This is a genomic window from Ancylobacter novellus DSM 506 (genome assembly GCF_000092925.1).
Classification (GTDB): domain Bacteria; phylum Pseudomonadota; class Alphaproteobacteria; order Rhizobiales; family Xanthobacteraceae; genus Ancylobacter; species Ancylobacter novellus.
The window spans coordinates 3,543,112-3,559,441 of sequence record NC_014217.1 but is presented as its reverse complement, the minus strand read 5'-3'; the positions used below and the strand labels follow the sequence as shown (position 1 = coordinate 3,559,441).

Here is a 16,330-nt window from a genome sequence, read left to right as displayed (position 1 = left end):
GCTCACTCCTCGAAGGACCGGGTGAGGAAGGCACGGTCGATGTCGAAACGGTCGGAGATGAAACGCAGCGACGCGCCAGCCCGCAAGGTCAGCGCCGCGCCGGGCGTGCCGGGCTGCAGCGGCAGGGCGGCAAGGCCGGCGCGCGCCTCATGCACGATCGCCTCCGCCGCGTCGACCTCCCGCGCGATGTTCCGGCCGGCGCGCGGCAGATGCTCGATGGCGGCGGCGAAGCGGGTGAGGAAGGGCGTGATGATCGCGAGGACGTCGGGCGGCAGGTCGGGGTTGGCCCGCACCCGGTTGAGGCGGCCGAGCTCGAGGCTCATCGACGCCGCGCCGAGCGTGCCACGCAGGAAGTCCTCTTCGCGTTGCAGGTCGAGCGAGAGGCGCGGCAGCAGCGGGGCGAGCCTGTCGACGATGTCGCCGAGGATCTTGCGCTCGTGGCGCACGCCGCGCGCCGCCTCCGGCAGCAGGCGGCCCATCACCGCCCTCCAGATACGGTCGCGGTTGGCCTGCGAGGTGACCGGGAACAGCGCGAGATAGACGAGGCCGACGGCCATGGCGCCCACCATGGCGAGGTTCGCATTCAGGAAGGTGAGCTCGTCGGGCTGGAAGACGTTGCCGGTGCCGATCTCGTCGCCGATGAAGCCGGCGAGGATGATGCCCGCCCAGGCATATTGCGGCGTGCCGGCCATCAGCCCGCCGGGGATCAGCGCGACGACCAGGAACACCGCCAGCGCCTCATAGCCTTCGAGCCGCGGCAGCACGAAGATCATCGCCGCATAGGCGACGGCGACGGCTGCGATCGACGCCAGCAGCACCGGCACGGCGGACTTGCCGGGGCGGTCCTGGTTGACCGCGAAGAACAGGATCAGCGCGAAGCCCGTGGCAGCGGAGAGGCCCTGCGTCCATTCGGTGGCGGCCCAGAAAGCGCAGACGAGGATGACGCCGAGCGCCGAGCGCAGGCCGATCAGCATCGCTTCGCGGTGCGCGGTGGGCAGCGGCGTGACCGGCCGCGGCCGACCGGAGGAGCGGGCGCGCAGGCTCGCCTGCTCGCTCACCATCACCATGGAAAGCCCGTGCAGCAGGTCGCCGGCGCGGCGCAGGATCAGCAGGCCGTCGGCGAGCGGATCGAACGGCACGCGGCCGGCCATCGCCTCCAGCTCGGCCGTGGCGGCGCCGAGGCCGGCGCGTGCCTTCAGGAGCTCGGCCCGCACGCGGCGGGGATCGGCGAAGGCATTCGGGTCTCCGGCGATGCGCTCCAGCGTCGCCGTGGTCGCCTGCGCCGCCGGCCGCAGCCGGTCGAGGACGGGGCCGGCGCCCTCCATCTGGAAATCCTCGATGCGCACGAAGAGGCCGCGCGCCACGGCGAGCACGCGCAGGAACTCGCGGGTGACGCGGCGCAGCAGTACGTCGTCGGCGCGCAGTTCCGGCGCCTCGAACACGGCGTAGGAACGCAGCGCGTCGAACTTGGTGACGCCGTCGACCATGGCGCGCCGCAGCGTCGAGAAGGTCGCCATCGGCACATTGGGATGCAGCGCGGTGGCGCCGAAATGGCAGAGCTGGCCGAAGAGCTGGGCAAGCGATTCGCGCAGCACCACGCCGGCATAGCGCGGCAGGATGAGCACGCTCGCCGCCGTGCCGCAGACGATGCCGATGACGATCTCGCCGGTACGGTCGGCGGCGAGCGACCAGGCATGGGTCGGGTCGGCCGCGCCTTCGAGCGCGATCAGCATCGCCGTGTAGCCGGCGAGCATGAAGGCGTAGGCGGTGTAGTTGGTGAGCCGCGCGCCGAGATAGAAGCAGAGCCCGACCATGAGCGCCACGCTGCCGACGAAGGGGATGGGCGCCTGCGACCACAGGCCGAGGATGACGAGGCCCATTGCGGCGCCGGCGATGGTGCCGCAGACGCGGAAGGTGCTCTTGGCGATGGCGGCGCCGGCGGTGGGCTGGGCGAGCAGGTAGACCGTCAGGATCGACCACTGCGGGTCCTGCATCTCCAGATAATAGGCGATGGCGAGCGCCGTGACGCCGGCGAGCGTGGTGCGCAGCGCGAAGACGAAGTTGCGCCAGCTCAGATCGATCGGGAAGGACGACAACGGGCTGGGACGGACGACACCGGCCACGCTCATGAAGTCTCCGGGCTCCCGACGCCATGGATGGCCCGCATGTGCGAAGCGGTGCGGGCATGCGCATTATCGCCGCCCCGGCCGGGGCAGGCAATTGCTCATGCCGGTGAAGAGGCGCGCATCACTTGTGAGCGTAGGCGTTGATGGTCTCTTGATAGCGTATGGCGGCGTCGCCATTGAGCGCCGCCTGGTTCATCGCCCCGCCCGGCGGGCTGTACGGGCGTTGCCATGGGAAGGTCGGCGCTCGCCAGCCCTGGTATTGCGGCCGGCCCTCATAGTAGCGCTGTGCGGCCGCCGGCGTGGCGAGCGCGCCGAAGGCGAGAAGTGCGGCGAGCGCCGCGAGCGTTGTCCTCGTTCTCATGATGGCGTTTCCGCGGTTCGGGGTTGGGCCGGAACGCGGATTATCGCCGAGCGGGATTCCGGCCGGCATTCACATCCGCGGCAAGCCGGTCTTCCTCACCGTGACTTGAAATCTCAGGGCATGGTCAGCCGGCGCACGGCGTCGCGCCAGCCGGCGAGCTTCTTCTCGCGGGTCGAGGTGGGCATGGAGGGGACGAAGCGCCGCTCCAGCCGCCAGGAATCGGCGAAGCGCTTCGGCTCGGGCAGGATGCCGGCCTGGTGGCCGGCGAGATAGGCGGCGCCGAGCGCCGTGGTCTCGCGGATGACCGGCCGGTCGACCGGCGCCGCCAGGAGGTCGGCGAGGCGTTGCATGGCGAAGTTCGAGGCCGCCATGCCGCCGTCGACGCGCAGCACCGGGGCGGCGCGCGAGCCGCCCGACTGCGCCCAGTCGGCGCGCATGGCGTCGATCAGGTCGGCGGTCTGGTAGCAGACGCTCTCCAGCGCCGCGAGGGCGAACTCGGCCGGGCCGGAGCCGCGGGTGAGGCCGAACATGGCGCCGCGCACGTCCGGATCCCAGTGCGGCGCCCCGAGGCCGACGAAGGCCGGCACCAGATAGACCTGCTGCGCGGGATCGGCGGCTTCCGCCAGCGCTTCGCTCTCGGCCGAGCTCTTGATGATGCCGAGCCCGTCGCGCAGCCACTGCACCGCGGCGCCGGCGACGAAGATCGAGCCTTCCAGCGCGTAGGTGCGCTTGCCGCCGAGCTGATAGGCGATGGTGGTGAGCAGGCGGTTCTTCGAGACCACCGCCGTCGCGCCGGTGTTGAGCAAGGCGAAGCAGCCGGTGCCGTAGGTCGACTTGATCATGCCCGGCTGGAAGCAGGCCTGACCGACGGTGGCCGCCTGCTGGTCGCCGGCGATGCCGCCGATGGCGATCGGGCCGTCGAACAGCTCCGGCAGGGTGGTGCCGAAATCGGCGGCGCAGTCGCGCACCTCCGGCAGCAGCGAGCGCGGCACGCCCAGCAGCGCCAGCAGCTCCTCGTCCCATTCGCCGGTGTGGATGTTGAACAGCAGCGTGCGCGCGGCATTGGTGGCGTCGGTGGCGTGGACCTTGCCGCCGGTGAGCTTCCACAGGATCCACGAATCGACCGTGCCGAAGGCAAGCTCGCCGCGCTCGGCCCGCGCCCGCGCGCCGGGCACATGGTCGAGGATCCAGCCGATCTTGGTACCGGAGAAATAGGGGTCGAGGATCAGGCCGGTGCGCTCGCTGACCAGCGGCTCGTGCCCTTCGTCGCGCAGCCGGGCGCAGCGCTCGGCGGTGCGGCGGTCCTGCCAGACGATGGCGCGGTGGATGGCGGCGCCGCTCTTGCGGTCCCACACGACCGTGGTCTCGCGCTGGTTGGTGATGCCGATGGCGGCGATGTCGCCGGCCTTGGCATCGACCTGCGCCATCGCCGCGCGGCAGGTGGCGAGCGTGGTGCGCCATAAATCCTCCGCCTCGTGCTCGACCCAGCCGGAGGCGGGGAAATGCTGCGGGAATTCCTGCTGCGCCTGCGCGGCGACGGAGGTATCCGGGCGGAACAGGATGGCACGCGAGGAGGTGGTGCCCTGATCGATGGCGAGGAGGTACGTCATGACCCTACGCTGCCTGATGATGCGGGATGGCGATGCCGGGCTGGCGAGTGTTTCGCGCGGGATGGGTCATGCAGGTCCTCCGCCTGAGCTGGCGGAGTTTGAAGTTTCGTTTTCCCGCCTGCGCAGAAGCTACATGCCTCGCATGGTCGGATTCAACGGTTCAAATGAAAGTCCCGCGCTTTCACATCGGCACATTCCGCGCTCAGCGGGGCCGCAGCGCCGCCCGCCCGCGCGCCTTCAGCTCGTCGATCGAGCGCATGCCCATCAGCCCGAGAGTGAGGCTCACCTCTTCAGTGAGATGGGCGAGGATGCGGGCGACGCCGGCCTCGCCCGCCGCCGCCAGCCCGTAGACATAGGCGCGGCCGAGCAGCACGCCGGAGGCCCCGAGCGCCAGCGCCTTGACGATATCAGCCCCGCGGCGAATGCCGCCGTCGAACAGCACCTCGATGCCGCCCTCGGTCGCGTCCACGATCCCCGGCAGGGCGGCGATGGTGGAGGAGGTGCCGTCGAGCTGCCGCCCGCCATGGTTCGACACCACGATGGCGTCGGCGCCGGCGGCGCGGGCGGTCAGCGCGTCCTCGGGCGAGAGGATGCCCTTCAGCACCAGCCGGCCCGGCCAGCGGGCGCGCAGGGCGTCGACGTCCCTCCAGGAGAGCCGCGTGTCGATGCGGCGCGACAGGTGGCTCGCCTGCTCCAGCACGCCCTTGCCGAATTCCGGCCGATGGGCGACGGCGCCGACCTCCGGCATGCCGGCGCGCAGCATGTCGAAGCACCAGAGCGGGCGGGTCATCAGCCTTGCGCCGAGGCCGGGGGAGATGCGGGTGAGCGAGCGGAAGCCGTTGCGCACATCGCGCTCGCGCACTGAGGTGATGGTGGTGTCGACGGTGAGGAACAGCGTGTCGACGCCGGCTTCGCGCGCCTGCGCCAGCAATTCGTCGCCGATGGCGCGGTCGCTCATGACGTAGAGCTGGAAGGCGAGCGGCCCGGTGGTCGCCTGCCGCAGCTTCGCCAGCGAGGCAATGGAGAAGGTCGACAGGCACAGGGGGATGCCCGCCGCATGCGCCGCCTTCGCCGCGGCGATCTCGCCGCCGCCGGCATAGAGGCCGAGGAAGCCGACCGGGCCGAGCATGAAGGGCAGCGGATGGTCGGCGCCGAGGAAGCGCGTGGCGAGGTCGCGCGTCGAGACGTCGTTGAGCACGCGCTGCACCAGCGTCCAGCGGGCGAAGTCGGCGCGGTTGGCGTGAAGCGTCTCCTCGCCGAAGGAGCCGCCGTCGATATAGTCGAAGAAGATGCGCGGCAGCCGCCTTCGCGCGGCCTCGCGGGCGTCCTCGACATTGATGATGTTCATCGGCGGGTTCCGGGTCGGGATGGGCGGGGGCGACGATTGTAATTGTAGCGACATGCCCCGATCCAGACCGTCATCCCCGGGCTTGACCCGGGGATCCACGACTTGGGGCGTCCCGGCGCAATGCAAAGACGTGGATGGCCGGAACTCGGGCCTGCCCGAGTTCCGTTTCAAGCAGACCGAAGTCGGCAAATGCCGACTTCAGGTCAAGCCCGGCCATGACGGCCTCTTGCTTCAGGACCTTGGCCTCACGACCATCCTTCGAGGCTCGCGGAGCCTGTCCTCGGGCTTGCCGAAGGCAAGACCCGTGGGCTCGCACCTCAGGATGAGGTTGTTCAGAGAGGGAAGAGGAGAAGGCTCATCCCTCCGGCGTGCCGGCGACCGCGTGGTAGCGGCGGCTGAAATAGATCAGGCCCTCGCGCCCGCCGCCCTCGGCGAGGCCGACCACCTCGCAGAACAGCACGTCATGCGTGCCGACCTCGACCGTCTTCACGATGCGGCAGTCGAAGGCGACGACCGCGCCGACCAGGATCGGCGCGCCGGTGGCGGAGGTGTGCCACTGGCCGGCGGCAAAACGCTCTTCGGGCGGCGTGCGGCCGCCGAACAGGTTGGACAGCGCCTCGTGGCCGGCGGCGAGCGTGTTGACGCAGACGACGCCGTTGGCGTGCACCGCATGCGCGGCCGACGAGCTCTTGTTCAGGCAGACCAGCAGCGTCGGCGGGCTGTCGGTGACCGAGCACACCGCCGAGGCGGTGAAGCCGGCGCGCCCGCCCGGCCCGTCGGTGGTGACGATGGTCACCGCCGCGCCGAGGCGCGCCATCGCGTCGCGATACTGCTCGCGGCTGATGGCCGGCGCCTTGGCCGCACCGGAATTCGTCTCGTCGAGCGGCGCCGATCTGGCCATGCCCGTCTCCTCCTGCCGGCCTTCGCCGGCCTGTCACGCGGGGCGCGGCTCAGGCGCCCCGCCTCGCGTCAGAACTCGCGCAGATTGTCGCGCAGCAGCTGGTGCTTGTACTCGGTGCGCACAAGGCCGCGCTGCTGCAGCTCGGGCACCAGCCCGTCGCAGATCTCGGCGATGTAGCGGCGCGAGACGCGCAGCACCGGCGTGGTGATGAGGAAGCCGTCGCCGCCGACCTCCGCCATGGCCTCGCCCATCTTCTCGGCCACCTGCGCCGGCGTGCCGATCAGCTCCATGGAGGAGACGAGGCCGCCGCCGCCATCGGCCGCGAGCTGGCGCAGCGTCTTGCCGCTTCCCCATTGCTGGAACTTGTCGAGCGTGCCGGATTCGCCGTTGGTCACCAGCTTTTCCGGCAGCGGCTTGTCGAGGTCGTACTGGGCGAAGTCGATCTCGGTGATGGCGGAGATGGAGATCAGCACGTCGGTGGCGAAATTGTCCGACATGGTGACATTTTCATAGCGGGCGCGCGCTTCGGCCTCGGTCTCGCCGAGGCTCGGCGTGATGCAGAAGAACACCTTTATCTCGTCCGGGTTGCGGCCGATCTTCTCGGCGCGGGCGCGGATGTCGGCGCGGAACGCCTTCATGCCCTCGACGCCGTTCGCCACCGAGACGATGGCGTCGGCATGCTGGGCGGCGAAGTCGCGTCCGCGCGGCGAGGCGCCGGCCTGCAGGTAGACCGGGCGGCGCTGCGGCGAGGGCACGGTGTTGAGCGGCCCGCGCACCTTGTAGAACCGGCCGTCATGGTCGACGGTGTGGACCTTGGAGCCGTCGGCATAGATGCCGTTCTTGCGGTCGAGCACCACCGCGTCCGGCTCCCATGAATCGAACAGCTTGCCGACCACTTCCATGTACTCGTCGGCCATGGCGTAGCGGTCCTCGCGCGGAGGCAGCTGGTCCATACCGAAATTCTTCGCCATCAGGTCCTCGGCCGAGGTGACGACGTTCCAGCCGAAGCGGCCCTTGGTGAGGCTGTCGATGGTGGAGGAGAGCCGCGCCAGCATGAAGGGCGGGTAGGCCATGGTCGACATGGTGGCGACCACGCCGAGATTCTTGGTGGCCATGCCCATGGCGACGGCGAGCGGCGCCGGATCGGCCTTCGGCACCATCATGGCGTGCTTGAGCGACAGGTCGCGGGAGCCGCCATAGGTCTCCGGCACCATCAGCTTGTCCTCGATCATGATGAGGTCGAAGCAGGCGCGCTCCATCGCCTGGGCCATCTCGATGTAAAACTGGCCGTCCCACGGATTGCCGCCCTGCCCGAACGGCTCGCGCCACTCGTCGGGCGTGAAGTTCATGAACCAGGCGAGGTGGAAGCGCTTGTCGGCCATTGCAGTCAGTCCTTCACGAGCGCCGGGACGAGGGCGTCGTCCTGCGGCAGGGAATATCCGGAAACCAAAGTGAGGCGCATCCGCTCGCGCTCCGCCTCGAACAGCCGGGATTCGCGCACGCTGCGGCACTTGGCTTCGAAGTCGGAGACGATGGTGGCGCCGAAGCGCTCGGGCGCCTGCGGGTCGGTGCGGCGGCGATCCACGGCGACGACGCGGGTGCCGAGCAGGAAGGCCTCGGGCAGGTCATGCGTGACCATGACGATGGTCATGCGGTTCTCCTCCCAGAGCTCGCCGACCAGCTCGTGCATGGACTTGCGCGTGCCGGGGTCGAGCGCGCCGAAGGGCTCGTCGAGCAGCAGCACCTTGGGCTTCATGATCAGCGCCTGCGCCAGAGCGAGGCGCTGCTGCATGCCGCCCGAGAGCTGGGCGGGGTACTTCGTCGCGTGCTCGGCGAGGCCGACGCGGGCCAGCAGCGCCATGGCGCGCTCCTCCAGTGCCCGGCGGGCGGCGCCGAACAGCCGGCCGAGGATCGGCGAGGCCGCCCATTGCGGGCCCATCATCACGTTGCCCAGCACGGTCCTGTGCGGGAACACCGAGTAGCGCTGGAACACCACGCCGCGGTCGGCGGTCGGCTCGGCGGCGATGGGCTCGCCGTCGATCAGGATGCGGCCCCGGGTCGGAATTTCCTGGCTGAGCAGCATGCGCAGCAGCGTGGTCTTGCCGACGCCGGACGGGCCGATGATGACGAGGAACTCATGGTCGTCGAGCGCGAGGTTCACGCGCTCGAGCACGACGTGCTCGCCATATTCCTTCCAGATGTTGTCGAAGACGATCGTGGTCATTCAGGCCGCCTTGATCCGGTCCCAGGGATAGGCGGCGTCCGCGAGCCTGCGCAGGCCGTAATCCATCAGGAAGGCGAGCAGGGTGATCCAGGCGACATAGGGCAGGATCACGTCCATCGCGAGATAGCGCCGTACCAGGAAGATGCGGTAGCCGAGGCCGCCCTCGGCGGTGATCGCCTCGGCGGCGATGACGAACAGCCAGGCGGCGCCGAGCGAGAGCCGCACCGAGTCGATCAGGCGCGGCATCACCTGCGGCAGCACCACCCCGGTGATCATCTGCCAGGTCGAGCCGCCGAGCGTCTGCGCCTTGATGATCTGCTCGGTCGGGATCGCCGCCACGCGCAGCATCACGTCGCGGATGATGAAGGGGGCGATGCCGAAGACGATCAGCACGATCTTCGACACCTCGCCGAGGCCGAAGATGATGAACAGGATCGGCAGCACCGCGAGCGGCGGGATCAGCGAGAAGGCGGCGAAGAACGGCTCGAAGGTCGAGCGCAGATAGGGGATGAAGCCGACGACGATGCCGAGCACGAGCCCCATAAGCGCGGAGATGCCGAGGCCGAGGAACAGCCGCTGCAGGCTGAGCCAGGTGTCCCACCAGAGCAGGTACTGCTTGGTGGCGACGTCGATGGTCGTCGCCATGCGCACGATCGTCGCCCAGAAGGAGGCGAAGGCGGGCATCAGCTTGTCGGCCGGCTCGACCGCGAGGCGGGCGTTGGAGGCCAGCAGATAGGCCACCACCACGAGGATGAAGGGCAGGGCGGCGAGGATCAGCCGGACGCCCGGACGGGGCGCGTAGTTGATGATGCGGCGCATGGGCGGGCCTTCGGTCTGGCGGTCACGGTCCTGGACGACGGTCGTTCTGGTGAACAGCCTCATCCTGAGGTGCCCGGCCGGAGGCCGGGCCTCGAAGGATGCTCGTCCGGGTGCGCTTGACTCTCCATCCTTCGAGGCTCGCTGCGCGAGCACCTCAGGATGAGGTGGCTTCGGAGCCGAGACTCCCACCTCCGCGCCAACTGGCGCGGAGGTGGGGCTCGCACTAGAGCTTGCCGTCGGCGGCGGCCTTGGTGGCGGTGGCGTTGACCCGCATCTTGATGTTGGCCTTGTCGCCCAGCACCGTGCCGTCGGCGACCTCGATGCCGATGGTGTCGACGCTGGTGGCGCCCTGGCCGAACAGGCCCTGCTGGAAGCAGAAGGTGCGGATGCTGTTCCAGATCTTCGCGTTCTCCGGCGAGAGCAGGAAGTCCGCGGCTTCCTTCGGCGTGTAGAAGAAGTGGGTGGTGTCGAGCTGCGACTGCAGGCCGCCCGCATCCGTGCCCATGGCGCTGGTCATCACCGCGCGCATCTCCTCGCCCTTCGGGCCGCCGTCCTTGAGGATGGCGAGCGCCTCGTACCAGGCGCCGACCACGGCCTTGGCGAAGTCGGGGTTGTCCTTCAGCGTCTGGGTGTTGCCGATGAACACGTCCATGATCTCGCCGGGGATCTTCGACGAATCGAACAGGTTGGTGGCGCCCTTGACCTTGAGCATGTCCTCGGTCAGCGGCTTCCACGACACGGCGTGCTTCATCGCGTCCTGCGAGACGAAGGCGGCGGAGATCTCGGCATCGGAGATGTTCACCGTCTTGGCGGCGGTCGGGTCGTCGATGCCGGCCTGCTGCAAGGCGCGGTTCAGCAGATAGTGCGAGACGCTGTACTGGAGCAGATAGACGTCCTGGCCGGCGAGTTCCTTGACCGTCTTGGCGGTCTTGGACAGCACGATGTCGTTGCCGTTGGAATAGTCGGTGATGAGGAAGATCGAGGTGTCGACCCCGCCGGCCGCCGGCATGGTCAGGCCGTCCATCGAGGCGACGCCGACCGCGTCGATCTCGCCGGCGATGAACTGGTTGATCGAGCCGACATAGTCGTTGGCCTGGATGATCTCGACGTCGATGCCGTACTTGTCCGCCCACTTCTTCATGATCCCGGAGGACTTGAGATAGGCGAAGGGCATGAAGCCGATATAGACGGTGTAGGCGACCTTGAAGCTCTTCTTGGAGGCAGCCTGCGCCGCAGGCATTGCCGCAAAAGCGGCGGCGGCGAGGCTGGTGAGCACGACTGCGGCCCTGAGAACGCGCATCGGACGGAATAGGCGCTTCATGAGAGGTGGCTCCGGTCGCTGAATGGGCTGGACCGGGCTATTAAACGGTGACTTAATATAGTCTGCAAGCCCAACAAATGGGCATGCATAGCACATGAGCAAGGCACAAAGTTCCGTACAATTGCGGAGGAAACGCAATGGCTTCCCGACCCGCCCGCAAGCGCCTCCAGCCCGCCGAGCGGCGGGTGATGATCCTGGAAGAGGCACTGCGGCTGTTCGCGGAGCGCCACTTCTCCGTCGTCACGGTGCGCGACATCGCGCTGGTCTGCGACATCAATGTCGGGCTGCTCTACCACTACTTCGACAACAAGGACGATCTGGTGCGCTGCGCCCTCGGCCACGCCATCGAGCAACTCGTCGCCGGCTATGAGGAGCGCCGCGCCGCCCGTGGCGAGCCACTGGAGGAGATCATGGCCTGGCTCGACACCCATATGGAGCTGGCGCCGACGCTGGCGCTGATGGTCAAGCTGATGTCCGACTATGCGAGCTCTGGCCTGCGCGACGAGGAACTGGACGGGCTGATCGCCGGCTTCTATTCCCGCGAGCAGCAGCTGCTCGAAGGGGCGCTGACGCGGGGCGTGGCATCCGGCGCCTTTGCGCCGGTCGACATTCCTCGCACGGCCCGGCGTATCGGCCTCATCCTCGACGGCATCTTCTATTCCTCCGCCAGCCGCGGCGACGACCGCATGGCCGAGGATGTGCGCGACCTTGCCCATTTCGTGCGCACCACGCTCGGGGTCGAGGCGGAGACGGCCTGACAGCCGCCCTCTTCCCCCATCCCCGGGCTTGACCCGGGGACCCGGACTTTCCACCCGTGTACGCCAGCCCCTGGGTGGCCGGGTCAAGCCCGGCCATGAGGGCGAGTGGGTGGTTTTCGCCGTGCCAGACGGAATTGCGGGTCAGGCTTTCGCCCTGCTGCTTTTGTAATGGTTCCAGGCAGCTCACGGTCAGGTGATTAGATGATGGCCGTCATGAAGCTTAGCTTCATAACCCGGAGCGCAGAAGGCATAGCAGAGGGGGGCGGCCGGCATTGCCGGCTGCCATGTCGTCTTGCGTCCTCATCCCGATTGGAGAGGGCAAGAGATGAAATTCACACTCAACGGAACCGAGCGGACGGTCGAGGCAGACGGGCAGATGCCCCTGCTCTGGGCGATCCGCGACATTGTCGGTCTGACCGGCACCAAGTTCGGCTGCGGGGCCGCGCTCTGCGGCGCCTGCACGGTCCATGTGGACGGCGCGCCGGTGCGCTCGTGCCAGACCGCGCTGGCCGATGTCGAGGGCAAGAACGTCACCACCATCGAGGGCGTCGCCGCCACCGGCGAGGTCGGCGAGGCGGTGGTCGCGGCGTGGCGCAAGCTCGACGTCGTGCAGTGCGGCTACTGCCAGTCCGGCCAGATCATGTCGGCGGTCGGCCTGCTCAGCGACAACCGCAAGCCGAGCGACGCGGACATCGATGCGGCGATGGACGGCAATGTCTGCCGTTGCGCCACCTATCAGCGTATCCGCGCCGCCATCCACGAAGCCGCCGCCAACCTCGCGTGAGCGCCATGCACATCATCACCCCCGAGCAATACGGCAAGATGCTGGCGAGCTTCGGTGCCGCCACCACGCCGTCCCGCCGCGGCTTCCTGCAAGGGGTCGCCGCCGTCTCCGGTGCCCTCGTCATCGGCGTGCATCTCGCGCCGGGCAAGGCATTTGCCGCCGCCGCGACCGATGGGCCGATGCCGAACGCCTTCGTGCGCATCGCCCCCGACAGCACGGTCACCGTGCTGATCAAGCACCTCGACATGGGCCAGGGCGTCACCACCGGCCTGCCTACCATCGTCGCCGAGGAACTCGACGCCGACTGGAGCCAGATGCGCGCCGCCTTCGCGCCGGCTGACGCCAAGCTCTACAACAACCTCGCCTTCGGCCCGGTGCAGGGCACGGGCGGCTCGACCTCGGTCGCCAACAGCTGGGAACAGCTGCGCAAGGCAGGCGCCGCCGCCCGGCAGATGCTCGTCACGGCGGCCGCCGAGAAATGGGGCGTGCCGGCGGACAGCATCACCGTCGAGAAGGGCGTGCTGAAGAGCGGCAACCATACCGGTTCCTTCGGCGAGTTCGCCGAGGCCGCCGCCAAGCTCGACGTGCCGAAAGAGGTGAAGCTGAAGGACCCCAAGGACTTCAAGCTCATCGGCACGCGGCTGCCACGCCTCGATTCGGCCGACAAGACCGACGGCAAGGCGGTCTATGCGCTCGACATCCGCCGCCCCGGCATGCTGACCGCGGTGATCCGCCGGCCGGACCGCTTCGGCGCCACGGTGAAGAGCTTCGACGCGAGCGCGGCGAAGAAGGTGCCGGGCGTGGTCGACGTCGTCACCGTGCCCGCCGGCATCGTCGTGCTGGCGCAGAACACCTGGGCCGCCATCCAGGGCCGCGACGCGCTCGACAAGATCGAATGGGACGAGGCCTCGGCCGAGACGCGCGGCACCGCCGAGCTGCTCGACGAGTACAAGAAGCTCGCCGCGACGCCGGGCCGGGTCGCCGCCCAGCGCGGCGACGCCGCCAAGGGCATCGAAGGCGCGGCCAAGACCATCGAGACCGAGTTCGCCTTCCCCTATCTCGCGCACGCGCCGATGGAGCCCCTGAACTGCGTGATCGAGAAGACGGGCGAGGGCGTCACCATCTGGACCGGCTCGCAGTTCCAGACCATCGAGCAGGCGGTGACCGCCGGCATCATGGGGATCAAGCCGGAGCAGGTGAAGATCGAGACGGTGTGGGCCGGCGGCTCCTTCGGCCGGCGCGCCAACCCGCCCGCCGACTATGTCGCCGAGGCCGCCTCGATTCTCAAGGCGACGGACGGCAAGGCGCCGATCCACCTCGTCTGGACCCGCGAGGACGACATCAAGGGCGGCTATTATCGCCCGCTCTTCTACCACAAGGTCCGCGCGGGGCTCACCGCCGACGGCAAGATCGCCGGCTGGGAGCAGCACATCGTCGGCCAGTCCTTCATGGTGGGCACGCCCTTCGAGGCCTTCGCCATCAAGAACGGCGTCGACGGCACTTCGGTGGAGGGGGCCTCCGACACCAATTACGCCATCCCCGACTTCTTCGTGGACCTGCATTCGCCGCAGGTGAAGGTGCCGACGCTGTGGTGGCGCTCGGTCGGCCACACCCACACCGCCCATGTGGTGGAGGTGACGATCGACGAGCTCGCCCATGCGGCGGGGCGCGATCCGGTCGAGTTCCGGCTGGAGCTGCTGAAGGACGAGCCGCGTCACAGCGCGGTGCTGAAGTTCCTGGCCGAGAAGGCGAACTGGGGGCCCAAGGCCGGTTCCGGCAAGGGTCGCGGCATCGCTCTGCACGAGAGCTTCAACAGCGTGGTCGGCAGCGTCATCGATGTCTCGGTGGTGAACGGGCAGATCAAGGTCGACAAGGTGATCTGCGCGGTCGATTGCGGCATCGCCGTCAACCCGGACGTCATCGTCGCGCAGATCGAGGGCGGCGTCGGCTTCGGCCTCGGCGCGGCGCTGCATGACGAGATCACCATGGACAAGGGCGTGGTGGAGCAGGCGAACTTCGACAGCTACATCCCGCTGCGCATGTCGGAGATGCCGAAGGTCGAGGTCTATATCCTGCCCTCGGCCAATGCGCCGACCGGCGTCGGCGAGCCCGGCGTGCCGGGCGTCGCCCCGGCGCTGTCCAACGCCATCTTCGACGCCACCGGCCAGCGGCTGCGCTCGCTGCCGTTCCGGCTGGAGGACTTCAAGGCGTGAACCGCCCCACAGTGTGAACGACGAAAGGCCGGCGCGAGCCGGCCTTTCTTTTTGGCGGCCGCGACAAGCGGTGGCGTCAGCCGGCGTTTTGCGTTTTCATGCGCATTCGAGCGTCCACTAGTGGACATATTGCGCCGAGAATCTGTGTTAAGCCCATTAACATGCGTCAAACGGAAGAAACGGCCCGGCGGATTTGCGCGCTCGATCTGCGCGCCAGAGGTATCGCCGAAAAAGACATCCCCGCCATGGTCGACCGATACTGGCCGGTGCTCGCCAACGAGATAAGGCAGGGCATCGTGGTCGGCGAATGGCCGTTCCAGGCCACCGACATCGAGCAACTGACGCAGGAATATCAGGGCCTGCTCGACGGGCGCTGAAGGGCGCCGCTCGGGCGCCCTTCACTTAGCCGGCTTCAGAGACCGACGCAGAGATATTTGACGTCGACATATTCGTCGATGCCGTATTTCGAGCCCTCGCGCCCGACGCCGGATTCCTTCACCCCGCCGAAGGGCGCCACCTCGGTGGTGATCACCCCGGCATTGATGCCGACCTGTCCGTAGCGCAGCGCCTCGGCGACGCGGAAGCTGCGGGCGAGGTCGCGGGTGTAGAAATAGCAGGCGAGGCCGAACTCGGTGTCGTTGGCGAGGCGCACCGCCTCCGCCTCGGTCTCGAAGCGGAACACCGGCGCGACGGGGCCGAAGATTTCTTCGCGGGCGAAGTTCATCTCAGCCGTCGCATCCGCGATCACGGTCGGCTGGAAGAACTGGCCGCCGAGCGCATGGCGCCCGCCGCCGCTGACGACGCGGCCGCCCTTGGCGAGCGCGTCGGCGACGAAGCTCTCGGTCTTCTCCACCGCCTTGCCGTCGATCAGCGGGCCCTGCACCACGCCTTCCTCCAGCCCCGAGCCGACCTTCAGCTTGCCGGACGCCGCCGCCAGCCTCTCGACGAAGGCGTCGTAGATGCCGGCCTGGGCGTAGAAGCGGTTGGCGCAGACGCAGGTCTGGCCGGAGTTGCGGTACTTCGAGGCGATGGCGCCCTCCACCGCCTTGTCGAGGTCGGCGTCGTCGAAGACGAGGAAGGGCGCGTTGCCGCCCAGCTCCATCGACACGCGCTTCACCGTGTCGGCGGCCTGTTTCATCAGCACCTTGCCGACCGGGGTGGAGCCGGTGAAGGTGATCTTGCGCACGGTCGGGTTCGAGGTGAACTCGCCGCCGATGGCCGAGGCCGAGCCGGTGAGGATGTTGACGACACCCGCCGGATAGCCGGCCTGCTCGGCCAGCACGCCCCAGGCGAGGCCGGAATAGGGCGTCTGCGTCGCCGGCTTCACCACCGAGGTGCAGCCCGTCGCCAGCGCCGGGCCGATCTTGCGCGCCAGCATGGAGGAGGGGAAGTTCCACGGCGTGATGGCGGCGACCACGCCGACGGGCTGCTTGACGACGAGGATGCGCCGCTCGCCCCAGGGCGAGGGGATGACGTCGCCATAGACGCGCCGCGCCTCCTCCGAGAACCACAGCACATAGGCGGCGCTGGCGCCGACCTCGCCCATGGATTCGGCGAGCGGCTTGCCCTGCTCGACGGTGAGCAGCTCGGCGAGCGCGCGCTGGTTGTCCATGATCGCGGCATGCAGGCGGCGCAGCATCCTGGCGCGCTCGTCGGCGGTGGTGTGCGAGAAGCTCTGGAACGCGTTCTCGGCCGCCTCGATGGCGCGGCGGGCCTCCGCGGCGCCGGCGTTCGGCACGGTGCCGATGACCTCGCCGGTGGCCGGATTGGTCACCTCGATGGTGCCGCCGCCATCGGCGCCCACCCATTTACCGCCGATGAAGTTCGCCTCGCGCTTGAAATCCGACCAGCTCATTTAGGCCTGC

General features: G+C 68.7%; 14 protein-coding genes. 4 read left to right on the top strand and 10 right to left on the bottom strand.

Annotated elements, in window-relative coordinates:
* Positions 1-2: 2 nt before the first annotated feature.
* From SNOV_RS16790 to SNOV_RS16750, 9 genes are all read right to left on the bottom strand, one after another.
* The gene (locus SNOV_RS16790; protein ID WP_013168156.1) at positions 3-2,129 is read right to left on the bottom strand and encodes an FUSC family protein; all 2,127 of its coding nucleotides are present in this window, start codon (positions 2,127-2,129) and stop codon (positions 3-5) included.
* Positions 2,130-2,247: 118 nt separating this feature from the next.
* On the bottom strand, positions 2,248-2,487 hold the full coding sequence (locus tag SNOV_RS16785) for a hypothetical protein (protein ID WP_144296015.1): 240 nt from the start codon (positions 2,485-2,487) through the stop codon (positions 2,248-2,250).
* 113 nt (positions 2,488-2,600) lie between these two features.
* Complete coding sequence (glpK, locus tag SNOV_RS16780; RefSeq protein ID WP_013168154.1) at positions 2,601-4,097, bottom strand: glycerol kinase GlpK; 1,497 nt, start codon at positions 4,095-4,097, stop codon at positions 2,601-2,603.
* A gap of 202 nt (positions 4,098-4,299) precedes the next feature.
* Entirely contained in the window at positions 4,300-5,445 is a 1,146-nt protein-coding gene (locus SNOV_RS16775; protein ID WP_013168153.1) for an alpha-hydroxy acid oxidase, read from the bottom strand.
* A 355-nt stretch (positions 5,446-5,800) separates the two neighbouring features.
* Positions 5,801-6,346 (bottom strand): flavin reductase, encoded by a 546-nt coding sequence (locus SNOV_RS16770; RefSeq protein ID WP_013168152.1) that lies wholly within the window; start codon positions 6,344-6,346, stop codon positions 5,801-5,803.
* Between the two features lie 68 nt (positions 6,347-6,414).
* Complete coding sequence (locus tag SNOV_RS16765; protein WP_013168151.1) at positions 6,415-7,728, bottom strand: NtaA/DmoA family FMN-dependent monooxygenase; 1,314 nt, start codon at positions 7,726-7,728, stop codon at positions 6,415-6,417.
* 5 nt (positions 7,729-7,733) lie between these two features.
* A complete protein-coding gene (locus SNOV_RS16760) occupies positions 7,734-8,570 on the bottom strand; it encodes an ABC transporter ATP-binding protein (protein ID WP_013168150.1) in 837 nt (278 codons plus the stop codon).
* Complete coding sequence (locus tag SNOV_RS16755; protein WP_013168149.1) at positions 8,571-9,389, bottom strand: ABC transporter permease; 819 nt, start codon at positions 9,387-9,389, stop codon at positions 8,571-8,573.
* Between the two features lie 223 nt (positions 9,390-9,612).
* Positions 9,613-10,710 (bottom strand): putative urea ABC transporter substrate-binding protein, encoded by a 1,098-nt coding sequence (locus tag SNOV_RS16750; RefSeq protein WP_013168148.1) that lies wholly within the window; start codon positions 10,708-10,710, stop codon positions 9,613-9,615.
* Positions 10,711-10,847: 137 nt separating this feature from the next.
* Here SNOV_RS16750 and SNOV_RS16745 point away from each other — a divergent pair, with 137 nt between their 5' ends.
* From SNOV_RS16745 to SNOV_RS24280, 4 genes are all read left to right on the top strand, one after another.
* Positions 10,848-11,468, top strand: a complete 621-nt coding sequence (locus SNOV_RS16745; protein ID WP_013168147.1) for a TetR/AcrR family transcriptional regulator — start codon at positions 10,848-10,850, stop codon at positions 11,466-11,468.
* Between the two features lie 325 nt (positions 11,469-11,793).
* Positions 11,794-12,252, top strand: a complete 459-nt coding sequence (locus tag SNOV_RS16740; RefSeq protein WP_013168146.1) for a (2Fe-2S)-binding protein — start codon at positions 11,794-11,796, stop codon at positions 12,250-12,252.
* Positions 12,253-12,257: 5 nt separating this feature from the next.
* A complete protein-coding gene (locus SNOV_RS16735) occupies positions 12,258-14,465 on the top strand; it encodes a xanthine dehydrogenase family protein molybdopterin-binding subunit (RefSeq protein ID WP_013168145.1) in 2,208 nt (735 codons plus the stop codon).
* A 245-nt stretch (positions 14,466-14,710) separates the two neighbouring features.
* The gene (locus SNOV_RS24280; RefSeq protein WP_272481024.1) at positions 14,711-14,842 is read left to right on the top strand and encodes a hypothetical protein; all 132 of its coding nucleotides are present in this window, start codon (positions 14,711-14,713) and stop codon (positions 14,840-14,842) included.
* Between the two features lie 35 nt (positions 14,843-14,877).
* Here SNOV_RS24280 and SNOV_RS16730 read toward each other — a convergent pair whose 3' ends face one another.
* A complete protein-coding gene (locus SNOV_RS16730; protein ID WP_013168143.1) occupies positions 14,878-16,320 on the bottom strand; it encodes an NAD-dependent succinate-semialdehyde dehydrogenase in 1,443 nt (480 codons plus the stop codon).
* Between the last annotated feature and the right edge of the window lie 10 nt (positions 16,321-16,330).